This window comes from Shinella granuli, from assembly GCF_004341885.1.
Classification (GTDB): Bacteria; Pseudomonadota; Alphaproteobacteria; order Rhizobiales; family Rhizobiaceae; genus Shinella; species Shinella granuli.
Map to the genome: position 1 here is coordinate 15,864 of NZ_SLVX01000032.1, position 24,325 is coordinate 40,188.

The 24,325-nt window shown below is 57.1% G+C and carries 20 protein-coding genes and 2 pseudogenes; 9 read left to right on the top strand and 13 right to left on the bottom strand.

Annotation, left to right across the window (positions count from 1 at the left end):
- Positions 1-33: 33 nt before the first annotated feature.
- From EV665_RS28590 to EV665_RS28600, 3 genes and pseudogenes are all read right to left on the bottom strand, one after another.
- Entirely contained in the window at positions 34-663 is a 630-nt protein-coding gene (locus EV665_RS28590) for a class I SAM-dependent methyltransferase (protein WP_133036738.1), read from the bottom strand.
- Between the two features lie 376 nt (positions 664-1,039).
- Positions 1,040-1,246: pseudogene (locus EV665_RS28595) on the bottom strand (IS3 family transposase); the annotation flags it as partial.
- Between the two features lie 56 nt (positions 1,247-1,302).
- Positions 1,303-2,055, bottom strand: coding sequence for an IS6 family transposase (locus tag EV665_RS28600; protein ID WP_133036739.1), 753 nt, complete (start codon positions 2,053-2,055; stop codon positions 1,303-1,305).
- A 682-nt stretch (positions 2,056-2,737) separates the two neighbouring features.
- Here EV665_RS28600 and EV665_RS28610 point away from each other — a divergent pair.
- The 3 genes from EV665_RS28610 to EV665_RS28620 all read left to right on the top strand — a co-directional run bounded on the left by EV665_RS28610 (position 2,738) and on the right by EV665_RS28620 (position 7,573).
- Positions 2,738-4,504 (top strand): methyl-accepting chemotaxis protein, encoded by a 1,767-nt coding sequence (locus EV665_RS28610; protein ID WP_133036741.1) that lies wholly within the window; start codon positions 2,738-2,740, stop codon positions 4,502-4,504.
- Between the two features lie 147 nt (positions 4,505-4,651).
- Complete coding sequence (locus EV665_RS28615; protein ID WP_162853197.1) at positions 4,652-6,478, top strand: putative bifunctional diguanylate cyclase/phosphodiesterase; 1,827 nt, start codon at positions 4,652-4,654, stop codon at positions 6,476-6,478.
- Positions 6,479-6,568: 90 nt separating this feature from the next.
- Positions 6,569-7,573, top strand: a complete 1,005-nt coding sequence (locus tag EV665_RS28620) for an Ldh family oxidoreductase (protein ID WP_133036743.1) — start codon at positions 6,569-6,571, stop codon at positions 7,571-7,573.
- 153 nt (positions 7,574-7,726) lie between these two features.
- Here the strand turns inward: EV665_RS28620 and EV665_RS33355 are convergent.
- Positions 7,727-7,831, bottom strand: a pseudogene (locus EV665_RS33355) (IS30 family transposase); the annotation flags it as partial.
- 218 nt (positions 7,832-8,049) lie between these two features.
- Here EV665_RS33355 and EV665_RS28630 point away from each other — a divergent pair.
- Positions 8,050-9,927, top strand: coding sequence for a methyl-accepting chemotaxis protein (locus EV665_RS28630; RefSeq protein WP_133036744.1), 1,878 nt, complete (start codon positions 8,050-8,052; stop codon positions 9,925-9,927).
- Positions 9,928-11,081: 1,154 nt separating this feature from the next.
- Here the strand turns inward: EV665_RS28630 and EV665_RS32495 are convergent.
- The 5 genes from EV665_RS32495 to EV665_RS28650 all read right to left on the bottom strand — a co-directional run bounded on the left by EV665_RS32495 (position 11,082) and on the right by EV665_RS28650 (position 15,547).
- On the bottom strand, positions 11,082-11,249 hold the full coding sequence (locus EV665_RS32495; protein WP_162853199.1) for a hypothetical protein: 168 nt from the start codon (positions 11,247-11,249) through the stop codon (positions 11,082-11,084).
- A 215-nt stretch (positions 11,250-11,464) separates the two neighbouring features.
- Positions 11,465-11,719, bottom strand: a complete 255-nt coding sequence (locus EV665_RS28635) for a PilZ domain-containing protein (RefSeq protein ID WP_133036745.1) — start codon at positions 11,717-11,719, stop codon at positions 11,465-11,467.
- 22 nt (positions 11,720-11,741) lie between these two features.
- A complete protein-coding gene (locus EV665_RS28640) occupies positions 11,742-12,854 on the bottom strand; it encodes an HD-GYP domain-containing protein (RefSeq protein ID WP_245507864.1) in 1,113 nt (370 codons plus the stop codon).
- 9 nt (positions 12,855-12,863) lie between these two features.
- Positions 12,864-15,074 carry an ATP-binding protein gene (locus EV665_RS28645; RefSeq protein WP_133036746.1) on the bottom strand — a complete coding sequence of 737 codons (2,211 nt, stop codon included), beginning with the start codon at positions 15,072-15,074 and terminating at the stop codon, positions 12,864-12,866.
- Positions 15,071-15,547, bottom strand: a complete 477-nt coding sequence (locus tag EV665_RS28650) for a putative pterin-binding protein (protein ID WP_245507865.1) — start codon at positions 15,545-15,547, stop codon at positions 15,071-15,073. The genes EV665_RS28645 and EV665_RS28650 overlap by 4 nt, the downstream gene beginning before the upstream one ends.
- Between EV665_RS28650 and EV665_RS28655 the strand changes: the two genes are divergently transcribed.
- Positions 15,546-15,797 carry a hypothetical protein gene (locus EV665_RS28655; RefSeq protein ID WP_133036748.1) on the top strand — a complete coding sequence of 84 codons (252 nt, stop codon included), beginning with the start codon at positions 15,546-15,548 and terminating at the stop codon, positions 15,795-15,797. The genes EV665_RS28650 and EV665_RS28655 overlap by 2 nt on opposite strands.
- A 116-nt stretch (positions 15,798-15,913) precedes the next feature.
- Positions 15,914-16,267: a hypothetical protein gene (locus EV665_RS28660; protein ID WP_133036749.1), complete on the top strand. Its 354-nt coding sequence runs from the start codon at positions 15,914-15,916 to the stop codon at positions 16,265-16,267.
- Between the two features lie 119 nt (positions 16,268-16,386).
- Here the strand turns inward: EV665_RS28660 and EV665_RS28665 are convergent, their stop codons facing one another.
- From EV665_RS28665 to EV665_RS28680, 4 genes are all read right to left on the bottom strand, one after another.
- Positions 16,387-17,121 carry a helix-turn-helix transcriptional regulator gene (locus EV665_RS28665; protein ID WP_133036750.1) on the bottom strand — a complete coding sequence of 245 codons (735 nt, stop codon included), beginning with the start codon at positions 17,119-17,121 and terminating at the stop codon, positions 16,387-16,389.
- A gap of 182 nt (positions 17,122-17,303) precedes the next feature.
- Positions 17,304-17,534 carry a hypothetical protein gene (locus EV665_RS28670; protein WP_133036751.1) on the bottom strand — a complete coding sequence of 77 codons (231 nt, stop codon included), beginning with the start codon at positions 17,532-17,534 and terminating at the stop codon, positions 17,304-17,306.
- A 62-nt stretch (positions 17,535-17,596) separates the two neighbouring features.
- Complete coding sequence (locus EV665_RS28675; RefSeq protein WP_133036752.1) at positions 17,597-19,177, bottom strand: globin-coupled sensor protein; 1,581 nt, start codon at positions 19,175-19,177, stop codon at positions 17,597-17,599.
- Positions 19,178-19,246: 69 nt separating this feature from the next.
- The gene (locus tag EV665_RS28680) at positions 19,247-19,477 is read right to left on the bottom strand and encodes a hypothetical protein (RefSeq protein ID WP_133036753.1); all 231 of its coding nucleotides are present in this window, start codon (positions 19,475-19,477) and stop codon (positions 19,247-19,249) included.
- Positions 19,478-19,778: 301 nt separating this feature from the next.
- Between EV665_RS28680 and EV665_RS28685 the strand changes: the two genes are divergently transcribed.
- The 3 genes from EV665_RS28685 (at position 19,779) to EV665_RS28695 (ending at position 23,693) form a co-directional block, all read left to right on the top strand.
- Positions 19,779-20,663: a helix-turn-helix domain-containing protein gene (locus EV665_RS28685; protein WP_133036754.1), complete on the top strand. Its 885-nt coding sequence runs from the start codon at positions 19,779-19,781 to the stop codon at positions 20,661-20,663.
- Positions 20,664-21,204: 541 nt separating this feature from the next.
- Positions 21,205-23,127 (top strand): methyl-accepting chemotaxis protein, encoded by a 1,923-nt coding sequence (locus EV665_RS33140; RefSeq protein ID WP_133036759.1) that lies wholly within the window; start codon positions 21,205-21,207, stop codon positions 23,125-23,127.
- Positions 23,128-23,291: 164 nt separating this feature from the next.
- Positions 23,292-23,693: a hypothetical protein gene (locus EV665_RS28695; protein WP_133036755.1), complete on the top strand. Its 402-nt coding sequence runs from the start codon at positions 23,292-23,294 to the stop codon at positions 23,691-23,693.
- Positions 23,694-24,325: the final 632 nt, after the last annotated feature.

Consider the following 24,325-nt stretch of genomic DNA (forward strand, 5'->3'; position numbering starts at 1 on the left):
GTTTTGCACAACATGGCCGATCGGAAAGCCGACCTAGTGTCCCATGTTTGGTTTCTGCGCCACGATATAGGGGTTCTGCCAGGATATGCCGAATACCCGCTCTTCGACGATCTGGAAGCCAGTGTCGATTATAGCCTGCCGAAGCTGCGAGACCGTGAGCGGTGTCACCGCAGGAAACATGCCCACGGTTCGAAGCACTGCAAACAGGATCCGGAATTTCAGTTTTAGATCGGCAAAGCACCATGTCTTGGAAATCAGCAGGCCGCCGGGCTTGAGATTGGCAAAAACCTTGTCCAATGTGGAAGGCTGATCGTCCACCAGATGAAGAACGTTGAAGGCGCATATGACGTCAAAAGGCCCGCCGTCAAAGGCGTTGGTCGCGTCAGCTACCTGGAAGACCACGTTCTTGCCGGCAGGTTTTGCGCGTGCGATCGCGATCATTTCAGACGAGAAGTCCGTCGCCGCCCAGTGCGACACTTGAGCAGCAAGTCGAATGGCCGTTCCGCCAGTCCCACACCCCAACTCCAGAACGCGATCCGACAGCTTGAGACGTGAAGCAATGTCACTCAACATGGCGTCATAGGCCGCAACATCCTTGAGCGGCCGGGCTGCGTAGCGCCCCGCGATACGGTTCCAGAACTTCTGCTGCTTTGAGTATGTCATTCTCAATCCACTATCTGAGGGGCGCAACAACACCGCTGGACTTACCCCAGGCGCAGAAAGCTACCACAATGTTCATGTCGGCAAGGATCCTTTTGGGTCCGTGCGCCGCCCATCGACCAGGCATGGGTTTGCGATGGTCTGACGGACCGTCATTTGGGCCCCAAGATGGTTTCGAGACCAGCCTCCTGGGGTAGCCCTGCAATGCTATCGATGGTGCCGTCCTCTTGTCTGTAGACAATGGCGGGCGTGCCGCCAAACCCCAGTTCTGTCATCAGTGCGGCATTGCTTTCCAGCTTTGCCGTGACAGAGGCTTCGATTGAGGCCAGGGGCGAGATACTGAACCGCCCCGGCTTTACCGGAGACCGTTTGGCTTAAGTTATGCGGCCATGGCTGGTGCGTCCAGCATGGCGTAGTATCGTTCTTCGGCCTCGGCTGGCGGTATGTTGCCGATGGGCTCCAGAAGGCGGCGGTTGTTGAACCAATCGACCCATTCGAGCGTGGCGAACTCCACGGCTTCGAAGTTGCGCCATGGTCCTCGCCGATGGATGACCTCGGCCTTGTAAAGACCGTTGATCGTTTCGGCGGGGCTTGTCGCAAACATTTTCGGAGCGCGCAATTATCCACTGAGCGTCCTCGTTTTCATGCTTTGTTAACCTTTTGTAGTCCGAAGAGGTGCGCGAGCAGATCGTTCTGATCATTTACGGTCCACACGCCGGAAAAGCCGAAGCCCTTCTTCAGCCAGAGCATGGCTTCGAAGCCTGCGATTGTCCGACGCGCCGTTTTGAAGGATTGGAAGCCGCCGATCTTGGGCATGTTCTTCTTAACCCGAAAATGGTCACTCTCGATGCGTTGTTGGAGATGCTTTGTGACGTAGTGCACAGGGTTGGGCTGAAGCAGACCATCATCTACCGATGCTTTAATCGCGGATGGGAAGGTATTCGCTCCATCCGTGCCGATCTTCTTAGGCGATAACAGGGGCTCGTCTTTGAGCATTTTGCGGAAGAACCTCTTTGCAGCATCCAGGTCGCGCCTGGCCGCCAGCAGGAAATCCATCGGGTTTCCATGCTTATCGATCGCCCGGTACAGATAGCGCCACTTGCCGCGGATCTTCACGTACGTTTCGTCGATCCGGATCGAACCACAATGCGGGCGTCGGAACTGGCGAAGCCGCTTCTCGATCATCGGCGCATAAGCCAAAACCCAGCGGTTGACAGTGCTGTGATCGACCTCGAAACCACGTTCCCGAAACATCTCCTCAAGGTCTCGATAGCTGAGCGGATAGCGCAGATACCAGGCCACCGCCTGCATGATGAGCCATGCCTCGAAATGCCGACCTTTGAAGTTGTCCTTTGATTGGCGCTTCAGCTTGTCGGCAATGGCATTCAGAATCATGGCTACGCTCCGCTACATTGGGAGCGGCAATTTCTCCGCTGGTGGTCAACAGGCCGTTAACCAAGAAAATTTGCGACAGGCCCTTTCAGGTTCTATCGTCCATAGTTTGCGAGGCTTTGGGTGTCGCCCGGTCGAATATTGCCGCGCGTGCCCCAGGCTCCCCTTCCAGAGTCAGAGGGCGCCCGCCACTGCGTCTGAGCCTTTCGGGGACTAAGTTCGGCATGAGATAGAGGAGCATATTTTGCGCAATATGCGCAAAATATGCGAAATATCAGCCGCGAATTAAGTAATCGGCAACCCTTTCCGCGTCATAGATAAGGTGACCGAATGAGCGCACCTCATCGCTGACATGACGTTAGGTTCGGCGCAACTGATCTGTAAATATGCAGGACAACCTAGCCTCTGCCGCGTTTGGCAGAGTAACGGTATTCTGTGCCTTCTTCACGGGGCAACCACGATGACGAAATCATCTTTCCTCCCAATCCGCCAGGATGCCGAGAACCGCACCTTTTGGTTTGCTCCGATTAGTGTTTGCGCAATAGATTAGCCGCAGGGGAACTGCGCAAACAACAATTGAGATTCGGCACGCTTCCACGTTGGCAAGAAGCCAATCATACGGCCACCTCACACAGCTATAGCCGCACGCATCGACCAGAGACACGCCGCGCGACAGGAGTCGAATATGCTCTCCCTCAACAAGATTCTGGATTCCACAAATGTATATGCGGCTCTATCGCGCTCGCAGGCGGTGATAGAATTTGACCTTTCTGGGAACGTTCTCTCGGCAAACGAGAATTTCTGCCGCTCCCTTGGATACACCCAGTCGGAAATCCTCGGGAAGCATCACCGGATTTTTTGTGACGCGCCATATGCGGCCAGCGAAGAATATCGGCAGTTCTGGGCGCGGCTGGCTCGCGGCGAATACGATTCGAACAGCTATAGGCGGCTACGCAAGGACGGAAGCGATATCTGGCTCCGCGCGACCTATAACCCCGTCTTGCGGGGTGGGAAGCCTTACAAGGTCGTCAAATTTGCAACCGACATCACTGACGCGCGGCATCAATCGGTCGAGGATGCCAGTAAGCTGGATGCACTGTCACGTTCCCAGGCCCTCATTGAGTTTACGCCAACGGGCGAAATCCTCGGAGCGAACGAAAACTTCTGTGCCGCGCTTGGTTATGCGCTCGCCGAAATCGTCGGCAAACATCATCGCATGTTCTGTGATCCGACCTATGTGCAGACACAGGCCTACACAGACTTCTGGCAAAGCCTGGCTGACGGCCAGTTTGTGGCAAACGAGTTCGTACGTTACGGCAAGGGTGGTCGCGAAATTTGGATTCAGGCAGCCTACAATCCGGTTCGTGACTTGAATGGGCGCGTCTTCAAAGTCGTCAAGATCGCAACGGACGTGACGGAACGCATGTCCGCCATCAATATGCTTGGCAATGTCTTGAAGGCACTGGCGGAAGGTGATCTCACGCAGCGTCTTGCGCAAACTTTCGTCCCCTCGATGGAAGGCGTGCGCAAGGATTTCAATGATGCTATTGCGGGACTGCACGAGACGATGCGGACCGTCGAAGCCAACGCCGATGCAATCGCATCTGGTGCACAGGAGATTCGATCCGCGGCCGACGATCTGGCAAAGCGCACAGAACAGCAGGCAGCCTCCGTCGAGGAGACAGCCGCAGCACTTGAAGAAATTACAACAACAGTCGCAGATTCAAGCCGGCGAGCCGATGAAGCTGGCGTTCTCGTCAGCAAAACGCGGGTTGGAGCTGAGAAGTCAGGGGAAGTCGTCAAGAAGGCCATTTCCGCCATGGAGCAGATCGAACAATCCTCGCGCGAAATTTCCAGCATCATCGGCGTCATTGATGAGATCGCTTTCCAGACAAACCTCCTCGCGTTGAACGCAGGCGTCGAGGCAGCAAGGGCAGGCGAGGCCGGGAAAGGCTTTGCAGTTGTTGCCCAGGAGGTTCGAGAACTCGCGCAACGCTCTGCCAGCGCAGCCAAGGACATCAAGGGGTTGATCATCACATCCGGGGAACAGGTCCGAAACGGGGTGGCGCTGGTCGGCGAGACCGGGCGGGCCCTGCAGGAAATCCTGGTGCAAGTGCAGGACGTCCACACCAACGTTACTGCGATCGTCGAGGCATCTCGCGAACAATCCGTCGGGCTACGGGAGATAAACCAGGCGGTCAATGCTATGGACCAGACGACACAGCAAAATGCGGCGATGGTGGAAGAAAGTACCGCCGCGAGCCATGCCATGGCGCGTGAGGCAGATTCCCTGCACGAACTCATCCGCCGCTTCCGTCTCACGGGAAGCGCGCCGTCAATTCAGCAGATGGCAACCGCCGTGCCTACTTCACGACTTCATGTTGTCGCCCGCACGATGCGCGCATCTCGCGGTTCGGCAATGTCGGCTGCGGAATCCTGGGAGGAATTTTGAGCACCCACCCTGTTAGATTTACCTAAATTTACACTTGATGGCTGATGATTGCCATCGAAACACAGGGGGGATTTATGTTCGGAAATAGCTCCAAAGCACGCTACGCGCGCATTCGCTCGAAGGCCTGGCTCAAATATGATGTCGGTGATGAAGTTTATGATGCATACCAATAATAAGGTCGCTCATTCCGAAGAAAGTGACGCGACAGATAAGATGGCGCAATCCCTGATGGATGTGGCCATCAAGTTGCAGGGCGCTCCATGGCTCAGCGCCGAGCAGGATTTCATCCGCTACGCGCTCGATGCCGCAGCAATCGTAGCTATCACCGATGTCCGTGGCACCATCACCTACGTGAACAGCAAGTTCTGTGAAATCAGCGGCTATAGCGAGGCTGAGCTGATTGGCGAAAACCATCGCAAGCTCAAATCCAGCCACCACGACACAGCATTCTTTCGCGCGATGTACCGAGAGATCGCACACGGACGCGTCTGGCACGGAGAAATCTGCAACCGACGCAAAGATGGTTCCCTATACTGGGTCGACACGACAATCGTGCCGCATCTGTCCGAGGCCGGAAAGGCCGATAGCTACACCTCGATCCGGTTCGATATTACAGCGCGCAAACAGCTTGAAGCCGATCTACGGGCGAGCCGGGAGCATCAGAAGCGCATTGCCAGTCTCGACCCATTGACCAACCTGCCGAACCGACGAAGCTTTCAGGAGAACCTGGAAGCGACAGTTGATGATTTTGTAGGTTCTGGCCGTGCATTCCATCTTGCCCTTCTCGACGTCGATACATTCAAGGAAGTGAACGATTCATTCGGGCACTCGATGGGCGACCACCTCCTGCAAACCGTTGCATCCCGCCTCGGCGAACTCTGTCAGGGGCGAGGCTTCATAGCCCGGTTAGGCGGTGACGAATTCGGCATCATACTGCTCGAGGGAACACCTTCTGCCGCTCGCGCCTTCTTTGAGGAAACTCTTGAGGTGGCCAGGCGGCCAATCCAGATAGGTGCGGCCGCACGGCGCTTTTCGTTGAGCCTCGGTGTTGCTGTTTTTCCCGAGAATGGGAATGATGCGGAAAATCTGTTCCAGGCGGCAGACCTTGCCCTTTATCATGCAAAGTCCCTTGGGCGCGATCGCTTCGAACTCTTCCATCCCAAGCTCAAGGAAGTTGCCGAATATCGCTCGCAGCTGCTGCTGGAGATCGAGGATGGTCTACGGCTTGATGCATTCGAGCTTTACTATCAACCGATCGTACCCGCTGTTGGTAGCGGACTGATATCTCTGGAAGCGCTCATGCGATGGCGGCACCCTCAGCACGGGTTGTTGACGCCAAGCAATTTTCAGGAAGGGTTTTCCGATCCTGTCGTTCGGGCAGCGATTGGCATGTTCGTTCTCGAACGATCCTTCAAGGACATCGCTGATATGACGGCGGAGCAACTCCCTTTGGAGCGCGTTGCGATCAACCTCACGAACTCCGACTTCCGATCGGATGCTTTTGTGGACCAGTTTTTCGAGCTATCCGCGGAAACAGGAATCCCTCTGGAGAAGTTCTGTGTGGAAGTGACGGAGAGCATGTTCCTTGGCTCCCACCAGAAGCGCGTAAAACAGGGGTTGCATCGTCTGCACGATGCAGGTGTGGAGATTGCTTTTGATGACTTTGGAACGGGCTACGCCTCGCTGACCCATCTGCGTCAACTGCCAATCGACAAACTGAAAATCGACCGCAGCTTTGTCGCCAATATGGTGACATGCCAAGAGGATCAGGCGATCATTCGTGGCGTGATCGATATCGCCCATAGCCTCGGTAAAACAGTTACGGCGGAGGGCGTCGAAACCATGGAACAAGTGGAATTACTTACCGAGATGAAGTGCGACCATCTACAAGGCTGGTATTTCAGCACGGCGTGCCCTCCTGGGCATCTGCCGAGGCTCATAGGGTCCATGCGGGCAACCCTTCGAGCGGTGTAAGAGATTGTTCGCTCCAGCGAGTACAGCGATGAGGCCCCGTTCGGACTACGATCTGGATGGGGGGCGCTTCGAATGCAGGAATTGATACAGATGCCAACAGACGTCAGGTTACCGGAAAACGATCTGCTGGCGCTGGCGCTGGACTTCTTGCTTTCGCATGGTCTCAACGCGCCGCAAGGTCATTCTCTGGCGCGAATGCTCGTGGATGCACAACGCGACGGCAGCTTTTCCCATGGCCTGCAACGTTTGCCGGGAACGCTGAATACGATGAAGCATCCGCGGTTCAACAGGCATGCTGATCCTGCCCCGGAAAGCGTTTCTCCTGCTGTTGTTCGGGTCGATGCCCAGTTCGGCTTTTCCTGCCTGGCCGCTGAAAGAGGCATTGATGCCTTGATCGGGAAAGCCGGCACGATCGGCATCGGCCTGCTGGCCGTCAACAATGGCTTCCATTCGACGGCCTTGTGGCCGCTGGTCGAACGTATTGCCGCGGCCGGTCTTGTTGGTCTCTCGATGAACCCCACCCATGCCTGGGTCGCGCCCGCTGGTGGGACAAAAGGCCTGCTTGGCACCAATCCGCTCGCTTTCGCCTGGCCACGAAAAGGCAAGCCGCCCTATGTCTTCGACTTCGCGACGTCCGCCGCCTCCCGTGCCGATATCGCCATGCATCGCAACGCCGGCAGGGAAATCCCCGACGGTTGGGGATTGAACGGCCAGGGTGAGTGCACGACCGATCCGGCCGAAGTTCTCGCAGGGGCGATGCTTCCGTTCGGCGGTCACAAGGGGTCGGCGATCGCGACCATGATCGAATTGATGGCCGGTCCCCTGATCGGAGATCGCATGAGCCGACAGTCGCAGGACTTCGATCACGGTGCCGATGCTGCTCCCTGTCATGGCGAACTGCTGCTGGCTTTTTCACCCGACATCATCGGCGGTGCCGGTGTCGGCGAAGGAGCCGAAAGGTTGTTCGCTGGATTTTCCGATCAAGGTGCGCGCTTGCCGGGTGACCGGCGCTACCGGATGCGAGAGGTCAGCGCCCGCGACGGCATCGCGGTTTCGAGCGCGCTGCTACAGAAAATCCGTTCACAAACGGCATGAAGCGATACCAGCTTCCCGTTCAAGCCTTTCAACGCCGCACCTTTGGGGAGCTGAGGGGATGGCGTCGCCTAAACTTGTCGCAATTCGCGGCGAAGATTTGTGTTGTGAGTTCATGCTGAACCGCGACTTGCGGGGCGGATCAAGCTAGCCGGCCTACCTCATCTGCGCGAGCAGTTTCTTACGGAAGACTTCAGCTGACGTTCGATAGCCAAGACATTTGCGCGGCGTGGCGTTAAGGCGATTGCAGATTTCGATCAGCTTGGGACAAGTTATATGCCAAGTGCGCTGCTCTCTTCCGTTACGTTACGCTTTACCAAATCTAAATTTGTGTATCCTATTTTTGGGATACTGGATGCCGGAGGCGGCGCCTCCTCGTCTATCGCGAACCCGCGCATTCGGCGCGAGGCATGATGCCGTCGGCTCGCTCCGGTTGTTCCGGATATCTCCCCGCTTTCGGCCTCTTCATTGGAGTGATCATGTCTCGTCTTGGAATCGCCGCCAGGCTTTATCTCTTGGTTGCACTCTCGTTGTTCGTCGTTTGCGCAGCAATGCTCCTGAGCCTTCAGACCAGCAGTAAACAATTGACCGAGGAGCGCATGATGCTTCTCCAGACCGTTGATGAGGTTGCGCTTTCCATCATAGCGCATCAGCAGGCTCAGGAGCAAAGCGGAGCGCTGTCTCGTGTAGAGGCACAACGTGTGGCCTTATCTGAGCTAAAGGCGATTCGTTACGGCGAGAACGGTTACGTCTGGGTCAATGACCTGGATCGCAGAATGCTTATGCATCCGGTCAAACCAGAGCTCGACGGGCAGGACCTGTCCGGCATGGAGGATTCAAGTGGCCAAGCGATCTTTGTAGAGTTTGTGAAGGTCGCACGGGCTAAAAAGAGTGGTTTTGTCGAGTATCTCTGGCCCAAGCCGGGAGTTTCTGAACCCGTTGCTAAGCTTTCCCATGTGACTTTGTTCGAGCCGTGGGGATGGGTCGTCGGAAACGGCGTCTACATCGATGATCTTGACGGAAAGTTCTGGCAGCATGCGCGGGCCGGTTTGAGTATCGCCATCGTTGGAGCGATTTTCTTGTTCGTTGCGGCTCTGTCGATCGTGTTGTCCATCACGAAACCGGTCACGCGGTTGAAAGCGGCGATGGGAAGGATCGCCGAGGAGGACTTCGCGGCGGAGGTACCCGACACGTCACGTCGGGATGAGGTGGGCGCTATGGCACGGACACTTGTTACCCTCCGTGACTCTGTAAATGAACGCGTCCAGACGCGGCTTGCCGATACCGAGGAGCAGCGGCGCCTGCTTGATCAGGAGAAAGCGCATGCTGAACAATTGCGCGCGGCACATGCCGACAATCTCAACGTTGTCGTTGCCGAACTCGGTGCGGGTTTGGCGCGGCTTTCGGAATGCAATATTCGCATGACAATCGACGAGCCTTTCCCGGGCGATTTCGAGCAGCTTCGCAGGGACTTCAACAATTCGATCGCGACATTCCAGGCGACGCTGGTTGAAGTGCTCCAGCAAACAGCGGCCCTACAGGAGAACGGCCAGGAAATGCGACACGCTGCGGACAACCTGTCGAAACGGACCGAGCAACAGGCAGCAGCCCTTGAGCAGACCTCCGCTGCGCTAGTTGAAGTCGCGGCGACGGTCAATGCGTCAGCGGAACGCGCACAGCACACTCGCGAACTGGTCCGGGAAGCCAGGAGTTCCGCGTTGCGGTCGGGCGAGGTGGTTCGCGACGCGGTCGATGCCATGCACCGCATCGAGACAGCTTCGAACGAGATCAACCAGATTATTGATGTCATCGACGAGATCGCCTTCCAAACCAATCTTCTGGCATTGAATGCCGGGATTGAGGCAGCGAGGGCGGGCGATGCGGGCAAGGGATTTGCCGTCGTGGCCCAGGAGGTGCGCGAGTTGGCTCAACGCTCAGCGAGAGCAGCAAAGGAAATTCAGGGCCTCATCGCGAATTCGGCGGCCGAGGTGTCGAAGGGCGTGCAACTGGTTGGCGACACCGGTAAGGCGCTTGACCGGATCGGGAATTTTGTTTCCGAGATCGACGTAAACATGGATTCGATCGCGACAGCGGCCACTGAGCAGTCCGCAGGGCTTCATCAGATTAGCGCAGCGGTGAGTAGCATCGACGAGATGACGCAGCAAAATGCAGCAATGGTGGAGGAGACAACGGCGATCAGTCATACGCTCGCCGAGGAGGCCAGCCTGCTTGGCTCCCTAGTCAATCGGTTCAAACTTAACCGCCGCAGTGCCCTGCGAGAGCCAGGTTCGATGGCTTTGCAAGGTGGATCGCGGCCACGAACCGTGGATGTCAACCAACTTTCAAACGCTGCCTAGCCGTAGGAAAATTCTTGGCTGCAACGCAGTATTTGTAGAGTAAAAATTGCGAGGAACAATGTGCGGGAAAGTGCGTGATTTTGATGAATTCGCCAAAATGGCTGATTTTAACATCAAGAACTATATGGGGTTGAAGAGTGTTATCACCATACATTGGAGGAGAAAACGTACCGGTGGGAGTCTGATTGTAGAGCTGACAGCGGAGCAATGCATGGAGCTCAGCGCTCAGCTTCTCGATCAGGCGAAGATCCTTCTCTTGGAACGACCCACGACGAGCCAATAGTTGGAAAAGCCAGCGCGAATATAGCGAAGGATAGACGTGTGATTGTGAGACGGCTCGCGCTTCCCTCCCCTGCAGGTTCTGTCGACGCGCGAATCCATGTCAGAGATCACACAAACAATCGCGCTGGCTGAGCTCAGAGCACGTACTTCGTGATCCTGTTCCACGCAGTTCTCTTCGGTGGGGCTGGCTGCCGATCGTTTGACCGCAGCTGCTGGCCTTGCTGGCGATTGGCTCGGTTCTGGGCTGCGCATTAGCGTTTCGACCGGTTCGTGCGCTAATATGAACAGCCTAACAACAATCCTCAGGCCTCTGTCTCGCAGGTTCGTGAGGCAACAGGTCGGGCCGATGCAGCAGGGCCAACCACCTCGCTGTCGTGCGCCACGGGGAAGAACCGCGCAAGGGAGATCGGCGCCGAGCTGATCGTCAGGGGCACTACGGCCAGAGCCGTAGCTCAAGCAAGTTTGTGTTTGGAAGCGAGACGATAACAGCGCTTTCCAGTTCCCAGGCCCCGATCCTGCTTTCCTGGTAAAAGGCCGGTACCCGGTCTTCGTCGCCATTACAGGTAATGTCCGCCGCGACACCCCATACATCGTGGCTGGGAGTGAAGGAAAACACGGGAAGCCATCGTTCTTTTTGGTACTGGAGTCGCCGTCTTCCTAGGCTCCATCTCGAAATAGGCTGGCGACAACCGCCCAGGACGCCGGATATGGATAACCAACTATTCGGCATTGTCCACACCGCCAGTCGGGAAGAGCTGCCGTGCCCCTCGGCGCCGCAGAGCGCAATGGCAAGCGTTGCGGCTTCGACAATTGGCTCCCGGTTCAGCTTCTCCGAAACGAGACCGATAAGATGAGCCGACAGGGCACGCGCCTCACGCTCGATGAGCTAACGGCACATTTTCCAGAATTGCGGCCTGGCGCTCGTCCTCGGAAAGCCTCATCAGCCCGATGGCGACGTCCACAACCACGCTGGGTGATGCTTCGCTGCGGCCGAGATCGATGAAACGTTCAACGGCATTGGCAAGTGATGGGCAATCCATGGTGATTGAGTCCCGACAGAAACGACATTCTACACGACCTCTTCCGTTCCGCGCGTCTGCTTGGACGCCGCCAGATTGAGGCGATCATTATGGATTTGCCGCGGAGCGCCTGAAGCGTGGCTGAAGTTATCGCTCCACACTCCGCATCAATGCTATTATAGGTTGATTTACTTAGTAGGAAACGCACAGCTGGCTGTCGAAAATCTTGCCGAAGTTCATAAAAACTCCAAGCCGAGTTCAGTCAACGTTTGTCGCACGACACGGCAAGAACGCGTCGTGCCGTCTTCGAGATCCAAATCGACCAGGCCCGGTATTCCGAGGCTCGACATGACCACGACTTTCGCACCGGTTTCGGACATGTTTCGGATCGTGCAATCGAATGCAGAGCTTCGTCCGTTGAATACGATCTTTCCCGCCTTCAGAGTCTTCCTCCGAACGGAGCCGCGGCGCTCTATGGTGTCGTTGTACATAGTTGTAAGATCTTCCTGCACCTTAAATCGCTTCGGCCAGATATTTTCCGGGGATCGTAACGTTCGAGGGCGTCATATCCGCTTTTGCAACGAGAGTTGGATGCTCGATATTTTCGAGCATCGTCTTCATAATCGAGGGGAGGGCCTTCTCGAAGGCCGCGACACATGAGGGGTCAAATTGGCTGCCCGCTCTTTCCTTGATATGCGCCACAGTTTGCTCGACACTCCAGGCCGGCTTATACGGGCGTGCGGTTGTAAGCGCATCGAAATTGTCGGCAAGCGCCACGATGCGGCCGGATAGCGGAATTGCAGCACCAGCAACCCTGAACGGATAGCCTTGACCATCCCAGCGCTCATGATGACTGCGCGCGATTTCAGCGGCCAGCTGCAGCAAACTGGAATTCGATTCTCGCAGAATGTCGCATCCGGCAGTCGTGTGCTGCTGCATGGTGGCAAACTCCTGCTCCGTGAGTTTTCCCTTTTTCAATAACACGGCGTCAGGTATGGCGACCTTGCCGATATCATGCATCGGCGAGGCAAGGCGGATATCGTTGCACAAGTTTTCGCCAAGACCGTACGCCCGTGCGATCGCCTCGGAATAAAGGCCCACGCGTTTGGTGTGTTTGGCCGTCTCAGCGTCCTTGTAGCTGGCGGCAATCGTAAGCCGATCGATGATCTCCTCCTCACGGGCGCGAAGTTCAAACACGGCTTTTTCGACCTCGACACGCAGCCATTCCGCCTTGTCGGCAAGTTTGTTCTGAGCGTCCGCAAGGGCGACGAGATTGCGCATGCGCGCCTGAAACTCGAGAGGAGAAACTGGTTTGGTCAGAAAATCGATCGCGCCCGCGTTCAAGGCTGCCATGCGCACGGCGCTGTCGCCGTCCGCCGTCACGAAGACAACAGGCTTGTTGCGGTATTTCTCGAAATGCCGGATCTCGCTGAGTAACTCGACCCCATTATACGTCGGCATCTGAAAATCGATGACCCCGATATCGAAATCTAGTGCTGGCATCGCCGTCAGCACATCGACAGGATTGTCGAAGAGCAGTGGTTGGCATCCGGTGAGCTTTTCCACCAGCTTGCCGAGAAAGGTAAGGTTGGTCTTGTTGTCATCTACGAGGAGTATGCGCATCATGCGTCCTGTTTAGGCGGCGTACCGCTTTTGGTTGTCTTTTACGATTCTTTCGAGGTCCTGAATTCGGCCTGCCGTCAGAACAGATGTCCTGAACTCCTGAGATTTGGAGGCAACTTCAGTTAATCCCACGCTCGCCGCCGCCCCTTTGAGCGTGTGCAGAAGGTGGTCGCTCTTTTCTTCGTCACCCTCGGCCAAAGCGCCGCGGAGATGGGCAAGAACGCCCGCCGCGTCGTGGAAGAAGCTCGCCAGCAGCTCGTGGAAAACGTCCTCCCCCAGCGCTTCCACCATTTCAGCACGGCGTGCGGCAAAGGCATCAGAGTCAGTCGTCGATACGGTCTCCGGCGTGAAGTCGCTGGAGCTGGCCTGTTCCTTCGTGATCTTCCGTGTGCGAGCGATGATCGAGCGAAGCTGCGTCATGGTGACAGGCTTGCTCTGGAAATCGCTCATGCCTGCGTCCACGCACAGGCGTCGATCGTCTTCCGAGGCATTCGCGGTCATCGCAATGATGGGCAATTCGGCGGGCTTGCCCGGAATGACACGCATCCGCCGTGTTGCCTCGATGCCATCCATCCTTGGCATCTGCATGTCCATCAGTACCAGGTTGAAATCCTCGGTTTCGGCCATTTGCACTCCTTCCAGGCCGTCATTGGCGATGGAGACGTGCTGGCCGAGATGACGCAGAAAACCCGCGGCGACCTGTTGATTAACGAGGTTGTCCTCAATGAGAAGAACCTTCAGTCTTGGCAGAGTCAGTTGAGCGTCATTATCTTTGATTTCCATCTCCAGGGGGAGAGAGGCTTTGGCGACGGGAATTTCGAACCAGAAAGTGCTTCCTTCATCGACCACGCTTTGCACGCCGATTTGCCCGCCCATCGCGTCGATGATCTGCTTGCAGATGGTCAATCCCAGACCTGTTCCGCCATATTCCCGGCTGATCGAGGCATCGACCTGGGAAAAGGGACGGAAGAGTTTGTCCATGCTGGACTGACTGATACCAATACCTGTGTCACGGATCTCTACGCGGAGCCTGAGTGTTCCGGCCGAGACCATTTCGGCTACACCCAAAGTGACAGTGCCATCCTTTGTGAACTTCACCGCATTGCTGAGTAGATTAAGCATGACTTGGCGAAGCCGTGTAGGATCGGTTTCCACGACCGGGGCGGCGAATGCGTCCAGCACGACCAACTCTATCCGGTTGCCATGCTCGAGAGCCCGATCGCGGATCATGTCGAGGGTCGATTCGACGAGTGATTTGATATCAACGGGGCGAAGGTCGACCTCTATCCTGTTGTGCTCGATTTTCGCGAAATCAAGGATCTCGTTTATGATTTCCAGAAGGGCGCCACCCGAGCGCCGGATTGTCTGAACCCCTGGAAGGATCTCTGGCGGCAATGGAGCAAGCTCAAGCAGCTCTGCTGTGCCAAGGATGGCATTAAGTGGCGTTCTGATCTCATGCCCGATCGTCGCCATGAACTGGGATTTTGCCCGATTACCCGCTTCAGCAGCCTGATAGGATTCAACAAGCTTGTTCGTGAGATCCTCGAGATCCAGACCAGCCCGCTTCACCGAACGCAACTGCCGGCGCAGTGTAATGATGAGGAAGAGAACGCAGCACACCAGAAGAGCAATCAAGAGCCCTGTCTTGATCTGCATTCCAAGCACCTCGGCACGGTTTTCCGCGCGGGCGACACTGATCGCATTGTTGGTATGGAGCAGCAGCTCCTCGGTTTTCGTGGCTGCCTTCTCGAGGATTGCATCAATTTCGGTGAGGATCCGCTCGTCGACCGGCTTTCGTGCCGCGATAGCGTCGAAAGTACCGACAACTCCAAAAACCGCCTGCTTGATCTCCGCGACCTTCTCATCGACGGCCTTGTCCAATGCGAACTGGTTTTCAAAGTTCGTCTTTTCGAGGATCGAAATGCGGGAATAGAGTATGTCATACCGCGTCGCGATATTCTTGAGCGTCACCAGTTGGAGATCGTTCTTCGCCAAAGAAAGATGAAGGAGCTCGTGCAGGCGTCGTGTTTCACGATCGAGCTGGTAGACCGACCAGAGCGCATTCTCCCGGATGCCGCCTTGGAGTGTTGCATAGCGATTCGAGATATCCGCAAGAAGAAAAGCAAGACCCAGCAGCAAGCCGACGGAAAACAGCTGCAGCACAGCTGTCAACTTGCTCACCTTGCGGATGACATCGCCGCTATGCCGGGCCCGATTTTTCACGGAGTGACCTCGATTGCCTTGATCTGCCACACGGACCGCGAAAAATACTTCTCGTTGTAGAGGCCGGGATCCTTGTCAAAGGGGTAGATCAGGAACAGCGGCCCCTTTTCACGAACGGACATCGGTTCACCGTTCATGCGTGTCGCCAGAATAGTGTCGAGGTCGAGCGCATCATCGATGGGTACATCGGCAATATAGTCGTTGATCGCCTTGACTTTCATGGTGCTGCCGTGCGCACCAGCGGCCTCGAGAACCGCACGCAGAAGAGGGCCGGAAAACTTCACCCGCCCCTGGGTCCAGGGGGTCTCCATTTCACCGGATCGGCCAGAAAGCTCTTCCAGCATATTGAGATCGAACTGAGCGGTCCCGTCGATGTTGGGATGCTCGAGGTGGGCCGCCGTAATCGTCAAAATCACGTCGCCAGTGGGTTTCTCGAGTGCGGACGCGCCGCCGACCGAGAGGAGCAGCGACATGGCGATCACGCAGGAACGCATTGAAAATATTGAGAGTCTCATATTTAACCTATTGGGAACAGCGCGCCCCTCCCCGTTCGAAAACCCAGCGTCGTTCAATGTCAGCGAAACAGGCGACGGCCCGCTGCCGAGCAGCACCGAGCGGTCGCTAACCGCGAGCGAATACCTGAGCGTCAGATTATCGAGGGACGAGCGATACGGCGTGGGGCCGGATCGATTGTTAACAACACACAACCCACCGAAAATGTAGCAGATGGCCTTGCGGGTCTTTTGCCACTTCCTGGGCCGGCCTCATGCCGGCAGAAGCCTCAACGGCTTGGATAGTCCCAAAAATAAGATAGAGACGTTGACGAAACCTGAAAGCCGATGTTTCAATTCGACGCAAAATGCGATTTGGTATTGAATGCATCGCCATGTGCCGCCACAGCAGGTAGCGCAGATTTGAATGCAACGCATTACGCTTTCATGTTAGCACATCCATGGACCGTGACCTATGTTCTTGGGAGCCACAACTTTGGTAACCGCGCGTACTTCCTGCTGAAGCGGAACGCTGACGTATCCGGGGCCGTCGGCTTTACTCGGCAAAACCCGTTCACCGGGGAAGAACGCGACATCTTCAAAGAATTGCGCCATCCCTCCACCACGTGGTCGATATATGCGATCCCGACGCGAGCATTGACGCGCTCATCGTTGGCCTTTTGGAACTGGGCTGCGTCCTGAGGACGAAGAAGCAAGCAAAGCAATCCGCGCGTTCATGGAAGGCTTTTGCCCTCGCCACCATCTGATGGCGAGCTTCAACGCCCTCTTGTGCCGTCGGGGGCCGCGGGATGGGGGCATGATTAGTCGATCAAACGCCGACGAATTGCTTCGGCGACAGCCTGCGAGCGATTGGTGGCGCCCAGTTTTTTTACCGCGGCCTTGATGTAGGTGTTCACCGTGTCGACCTGGTATTGGGTCGCGGTCGCGATCTCCTCGCTGGTCAAGCCGAGGCTGGCGTGGGCGAGGCACACGATTTCACCTTTCGACAAGCGCAGTTGCTGAGCGGCGAAACGCTCCATGAGCGGCCGTGTTACGACCGTGTGAATGGGCTCGGAAACGATCTCCAAGAAAGCCAGCTCATCAGCCTCGAAAGGCTCCCTCCGTGTGAAACAAACCGCTCCGTACATCAGCCCGTTGCGTTTGACGGGAAAGAGCGTCCGGTTATGCACACCGAACATCTGTGCGAGATATGCAAGGCGCAGGGGCGGCGGCGAGGCCGCGTAGATATCCCTCTCCACGACCTTTGACAGGGTTGTCTTCGCAGCGATGACGAACGGGTCCAGCTTCGAGAGTGCGTCGGCGACATAACTCTCCATGAAGGCCGGCGGTAAGTCCGTGTCGATCGAGTGCCCTTTGCCAAACCGGTATTCTTCGACATCCAAACCGCTGATGATGATGTAGTCGAAAGGAACTGCTCGACGAAACCGGTCAACAATTTCGCTACGGCCGAAGTGACGGAGCGCCGGCACGGATTGCAGGTCGCAAAAATTATCCAGGGCGTTTGGCGCTACGACGGAAAGCGAGCTGATCGACATGCAAGGTCTCTTCTCTCTTGACAGCCATCAAAATTGGAGTGTGAATGTTACGTAAACGTTAACACGATCACCCAGATATCGAAGAAGAGACGGCTTCGCAAATCGGTTTTTCCCTGTTGAAGAACGCCGCATGGCGCGAATTCAGACAGCTGCCGGCGCCAGGAAGCCTCGCGGGCAAAAAACTAAATCTCGATGACAAGCCCTCGCAACCGAAGCCTTTCATTGATCGTCTGAATGAGGTGATCACGGGGGCCGAACCGGTCCAGAAGCAGCTGCACAATGCCTTCCCTGCCGTCGGGCGGCGTTATGCAATAGCCGCGACCGACAGCAACCACCTCGCAACCCGCCGTAAGCAGATCGTCTATCAGTGTATCGATCGCATCCCAAATCGCGGGCAGATCATCCATCATCATGTCACCAGTAATGCGGAGCGATGCCCATCCCGGAGGAGGCGGCACGTCTCCCAGATTTCATGCTATCTCATGCCCTGTCGCGCGGAATTGCTTACGCCGATCGGTCTCTCGTCGAGCTTGGCATCTATTGCAGGCACGCGCGAAAAGGACATCCTCTGCACGCCACCCGGCGCGACCGCTCGGTGTGAGGAGATCTTGAATGCTCGCACGAGGCTGAGAAGCGTGGCCGATTCCGACGAGAGTTTGTGAGTGGCCGCTGACGTCTGCTCCACCATGGCTGCGTTCTGCTGCGTGATCAGATCCATGTTGCCGACGGTGGCATTGATTTCCGCGATACCGGCGGCCTGTTCCCGAGCGGAGCTTGCTATCGACGCCATATGATGGTGGATCGCCTGCACCTGGCCGCCGATGCTCCGCAAGGCCTTGCCGGTATCATTCACGAGAACAACGCCCCTGTTCACCTCGGCGGAGGACTTTCCGATCAGGCCCTTGATCTCTCGCGCAGCCGAGGCAGAGCGCTGGGCGAGTTCGCGAACCTCCTGTGCCACAACGGCGAATCCCTTGCCCTGTTCGCCGGCACGCGCAGCCTCCACGCCGGCGTTGAGCGCGAGCAGGTTGGTCTGGAACGCGATCTCGTCGATCACCCCGATTATCTGCGACATGCGTTTCGAGGAGTCCTCGATCGCACCCATCGCACCTATCGCTTCATCGACAATGGATTCGGATCGTGATGCCTCGGTCGCGGAAGCCTGAATGATGCGCTGGACTTCGTTGGTCCTATTTTCGGCCTCTCTGGCGTTCGTCGTGATTTCCTCCAGCGCCGCGGCCGCCTGCTCCAATGCGGAGGCCTGCGTTTCGGTGCGCCGCGCCATGTTGTCGGCCGCGCTTGAAATCTCGCGGGCCTGCATGGCGACTTCACCGGCCGATCCGTTGATGTCGCTGAGGGTTTGGCCCAACGCTCCGACCGAGGCGTTATAGTTGTCTTTCAGGGGTCCGAACTCCGCTGTCAGGTCCTCGCGCAGCGAGGCCGTGAGATCCCCGGTAGCGAGGCTTTTGAGCACGCGATCAAGAGCCGACAAAGCCACGTCCTGCTGATCTCGCAAGATCTGCTGCTGCGTTTCGGCCTCGCTACGCTGCCTGTCGAGGACATCGAGATAGACCGAGATGGCATAATCCATGTCGACCAGCGCCGCCTTGACCACACTGGCGACCTGATCCCCCAGGGGCTTACTTTTACGGCGATGCAGCACCCCACCCAGCGCATGGTCGATTACGGCACGAAGGATGCTCTCGACGAGGAGCGCATAGCCTCCGATGTACCATCGCGGCTCGAGGCCCAACCGGGCATGGGTCCGGCCAATTGCGGAGACGGCATCGACATATCGTGCATCGAACTTCGCGGATGCGATCGACTTCCAATGTTCCGCCTGGCGGCTCTTGGCGTGCTGCAAATGCGCCTCGTTTGCGAAGAAGCGCGCCGTTTCAGGATGTGTGCGCGCCTTGCTGTAAAAGGCATCCAGACCGCCATCGAGTGCGGCGGAAATGACGGGAGAGATTGCGGAGAGGGTTTCCCGTTGCTGATTGTCGAGGCCGACGAAATCGAGCCTCTCGGCGAGCTGTTTCTGTGATAGTGGGTGGGTCATCGGTTGGCCGGGCGTCGGAAGGTGAAAGAAGATGATGGGAAGATGGCGGCGAGCGCTGAGACTGTGTCGTCAAGCCTCGCGCCGGTTCCCGGCGAGATTGTAGCTCGCGTCCAGATCGATAGTCTTCCTGACTATGTTTTCGAGCAGCAGCTGCGCGTGACAGAGGTTTTGTGCCCCCTCGACCAGCAATGCACCTGCAGTGACGAAATCGCCCATACGGATCGACAATCCATCGCCCCCTGAAACGATGTGGACAGCATTGCTTTCGGCTTGCCGGAGAAGAGAGATGACATCTGCCATGGAGAGGACCTGAAAAAGAAGACACACAGAACATCATTGCCCTGCCGGAAGTGGCAGGCGCTCGGTGGCTTTGTACGTTAGCGGATTGGAGGCGCCGAACCCGACGTCATGTCAGCGATGAGAAATCCTCATTCGGCATACTATTTATGGCGGCCAAAGGTTTACGATCTCTAAAAATGCACACGCCAAATTCTAGAATCTTGCGCTTTATGGGCAGAATTTGCGCCGCCTCCATTCCGGCGAGCCTCGGGCAAGGAAGCGCCTCTAGCCTCTCCGTGAAGAAACGATTTCACTGTGGACTATGCCCCGCGCCGATTCGCTTGAGCTTGATTTTCGCCAACCCGAAGTCGAACCTGCCACCATCCGCTCATCGCAGTGGCGTGGCGTGCAGGTCGAGTTCTCGCGCCTGCATCTGCCGGCGGAATATGAATTCGCCTGGAACGGTTCCTCGCACTACCTCGCACTGCATGACCTGATCCTGGCCGACGGCGAGATGATCGTCGACGACATTCCCCCTGCTCCCGGCGGCGATCTGCGCAACAAGATGACATATGTGCCCGCGACGTGCGGGTTGCGCGGATGGGCAAAACCTGTGCCTCGTCAGAACACGTTCACAGTCGTATACTTCGACCCCGAGGTGATGGAGAACGAACTCCAGCAGGAAAGCGCGTCGGTGGAGCTACGACCGCTTATCTATTTCAACGAACCGGGTCTGCTCTCCACGATGAAGAAGCTTGAGGCCGCAATGTTCGCCTCAAGCTCCTCCACCTCGACACTGTATGTTGAAACGCTTGGCTTGGTTGCCGCTCTTGAAACGTTCCGTTTGCAGCACGTGTTGAACCATCGTGATTCGCGGCTCGGTACATTGACCACGATGCAAGAGCGCGTTGTTCGGGAATTCATCGAGGAGAATCTGGGCGCCGATTTCGGACTGGACGACCTTGCGTCCGCCGTTGGCCTCAGCCGATACCATTTCAGTCGCCGCTTCAAAGCGACGTTTGGCATGCCGCCTCATCGATTTGTAGCGGAACGCAAGATAGAGAAAGCAAGATACATGCTTTCTCGGACACGCTTGTCTATCTCTGACATTGCAGCTGCGACCGGATTCAATAGTATGGCAAATTTTATCCGCACATTCCGCGAAATACAAGGAATCCCCCCAAACACCTATAGGCGATCAATCTAAGAAATACAAAAAAACACCATGTATAAACCTAATAATAACCATAGAATTAACCTACGTATTTCTGATGCAATACCACTATAGCTATCAATCTTGCGGCAAAAACACTAATATTGTGCCGATCACGCTCGCAAGCGCCCCAGCAGCCGCAGCGTGAGCAAAAGCTCCGTTCTTCAAGTTTCCTCGCACTTGAGGATGTCAGCACATTTGGCGCAACCGCCGACACGCGCTTCAATCCTGCTATGGCGGCTACTATCGCGACACTCTGATGCACCTCGCTTGCCGAAAGACGCAGTTTGTTGATTTCGCGCAAAGTCCCCGCGCCAAAATCTTCTATCATTTGACTGCATCCGTCCAAGCCGTAGGTCCAGAGGACTGCGCATTGAACGACGCCGCTCAGCATCAGGCTGACGTCTTAGCCGCATGTCCCGCCGCGGCTGCACTACTCGCACTTCGCTTGGGGCAACGCTTTAGTTTCGAAGCGAAGAGTTCTCCACGCCGTTTCGGGAAGTGTATTTTGTATCGAGTCTCGGCTGTGTTCGTCATGAAAAATCTCACTATTAAAACCTCTTTGATCGCGTTGATGAGCGCCATCATCGTCATCATCGCCATTTCGTCTTTCGTGGCTCTGCAAAGCATACGGTCGATCACTACATCTGCGGAAAAGGTTGGCAATTTCTGGATCGAGCGATTGCTAGCTACGCGTGAAGTGAAGGGTGACTTTGCCGATGTACGTCTCGCGCTGGCGCGCCTCGCCATGGTCAACGACGAAACGGAATTCCAAGCCGAAATGGAGCTGCTCGACGCCGCGAAAGCCAAGCTTGAAACCTCGATCGTCAAATACGAAGCCGGCGTCTTCTCGCCGACGGGGCGTGCGCTCATCACGGAAATCCGCTCGCTCGCCGCCCATTACCTCAATCGCAGCGTGGCCTATACCGGCCACGTCAAGAACCACAATGTAGATGCGGCACGAACAGCCTTCACGACAGAACTGAAGCCGATCGCCAACCAGACGAACGAGACGATTTCCAAACTCGTCGCCTTCATCATGACGCAGACCGAGAATGAGGTTGCCGCCGCCGATAACGCAGCGAACGATGCCTTCTTCCTGTCACTCGCCATCGCCTCCGCGGCCGTGCTGATCAGCCTTTCCGGCATCTACGTCATAGTCGCCCGCGTCGCCAATCCGATCCAGCGCATCACCGATGCGATGCGCCGGCTTGCAGGCGGTGATGTCGAAAGCGAGGTTCCGTTCACCGGACGCCGTGACGAAATCGGCGCCATGGCCGGCGCCGTACAGGTCTTCCGTGAGAATGCCATCGAACGCTTGCGTCTGGAACGGGAGGCCGAGATGAACCGCAGCCTCGGCGAAAGGGAACGCCTGGAGCGCGAGGCGCTGAAGGCCCAGGAAGCGGCCGACGTGAAATTCGCCGTCGACAATCTTGCCGCGGGTCTGTCCAAACTGTCCAACGGCGACGTCTCGTACCGCATCGGCAATCGGTTCACCGCAACGCTCGACGGCGTGCGCGGCGACTTCAACAGCTCGGCGGCAAAACTGCAGTCAGCGCTCGCCCGCGTCGCCGAAAATGCCCGCGGCATCGATGCCGGCGCCAACGAGATCAAGGCCGCGACCGACGATCTTGCCAAGCGCAGCGAGCAGCAGGCTGCCGCCGTCGAGGAAACCGCCGCCGCGCTGGAGGAGATCACGACCGTGGTCAAGGACTCGGCCAGACGCGCCCACGAAGCGGGCCAGCTGGTTGCCGGCGCACGAAGCCACGCCGAACAGTCCGGCGTCGTCGTGCGCCGTGCCGTCGGCGCGATGGAGCAGATCGAAAAGTCGTCCAACGAGATCAGCAACATCATCGGCGTGATCGACGAGATTGCCTTTCAGACCAACCTCCTGGCGCTGAATGCCGGCGTCGAAGCCGCACGCGCCGGTGAAGCCGGCAAGGGCTTTGCGGTCGTCGCGCAGGAGGTGCGGGAACTCGCTCAGCGCTCGGCGAATGCCGCCAAGGAGATCAAGGCCCTGATCATCGCCTCGAAGGCGCAGGTGCAGGAGGGCGTGCAGCTCGTCGGAGATACCGGCCGCGTACTGGAAACAATCGTCACGGAAGTACAGGAAATCAACCGCCATGTCAGTGCGATTGTCGAGGCGGCGCAAGAGCAATCCTCCGGTCTCCAGCAGATCAACACCGCCGTCAACCAGATGGACCAGGACACGCAGAAGAACGCCGCGATGGTGGAAGAAACCACCGCCGCAACCCACAGCCTCTCGCGCGAAGTGGTATCGCTCAACGAGCTCCTAGCCTTGTTCAAGCTGTCCGAGACCGCGCCGCAGGTCTCTGCCTCATCGCGGCGCGCGACTGCTCCTGCGGCGCAGTCGCCAGTACATGAACTCGGCCGCCGGCTTGTGACCGCCTTCTCAGGAAATGCTGCCATCAAGCAGGACGATTGGGAGGAATTCTAAGGGAGGGCGCTGGCTCATGCAGTCGACGCAGCTAACCCTCGTTCTGAACATAGTATGAGACGAGCCGCTCCAGGCGGTCGAAGACATGGGCCAGGGCTGAGCGCGGTGAGTGATCCCCTTCGAAAACTCAATGCGCTCAGCCCTGGCCCATGTTCGAGAAGCCGTTGGCGAAGGCACAGAAGCGGGTCGAAGGGAGAACGGCCCGCGTTTTCATCGGTATGATGTTCAATATCCTGGTAATGCAGGCGTTTGTCGTGCCGCAGACGCGGAACTATCCGCAGCTACCGTGGCCGATTTCTGCACCGCCGCTTTACACATACACGTTCTCCCTTCGGGATCATCCTTTCGTGCAATGCCATCCGTGTACGCTTTCAGAACAGCACCACTGCCAAGTCGAACTCCTCGCCTGCCGGACTTGCGGAGCAAGTATGGTCCTTCTGGCTTCCAGCATACCGATCATGCACTTTGCGTTCCTCGACCATCGTGTAGCGTCGGCGCAGCCGATCCAGCACCCCTCGGTGGAGGGCGCTTCCGCGAGATTGATCGAACCCGGCGGAACGCAATGACACCTCCACGTTCGCAATGCACTGGGATAATGCTTTCTGTTGCGCCAACCTGGCGCTTATGTTGGTGGACAATAGTCCAATCCTGTTTGACATGTCTGCGAGCATTGCCCCGGCCGTCGCCAAGGAACCTTCGACTCGCTCAACGAGTTCCGCACTCCGTTCGGCTTCCTTCAACATCCAACCAACACGATCGGCATCTGTATCGATGCTGAGCTTCGCCAACGACTTTGCGCAGTCGCCGACGGAGGACATTGGGAGCGCAACGGCGCGACAACGACCGGTCATCTCCCTCGCCAATCCGCGAAGTTGTTGCGAGATAGCGCTCACCGCGCCCCCCCTCGGGCCCGAGTCTGGAGCACCCGATTGCCGTGTTCAGGCTGACGATGCTCACCACATGCTCGAGATCAGCGAGCCGCTCCACGGAACTCGACAGCTCGCTGATTGTTTTGTCGACCAACATGCCCACAGCATCGACCGAGCGCCTTGATCCCTCGACCTGTGTCAGCGCGCTAGAAGCATTCCGGACCGCACCACGAAGGGAGGCGTCGCCTTAACCGGCTGGTGCGGATCGAGGCAATAGTCTATCGGCATGACTGACGATGCGTCCGCCCGATACAAACGCCACCGCTTTC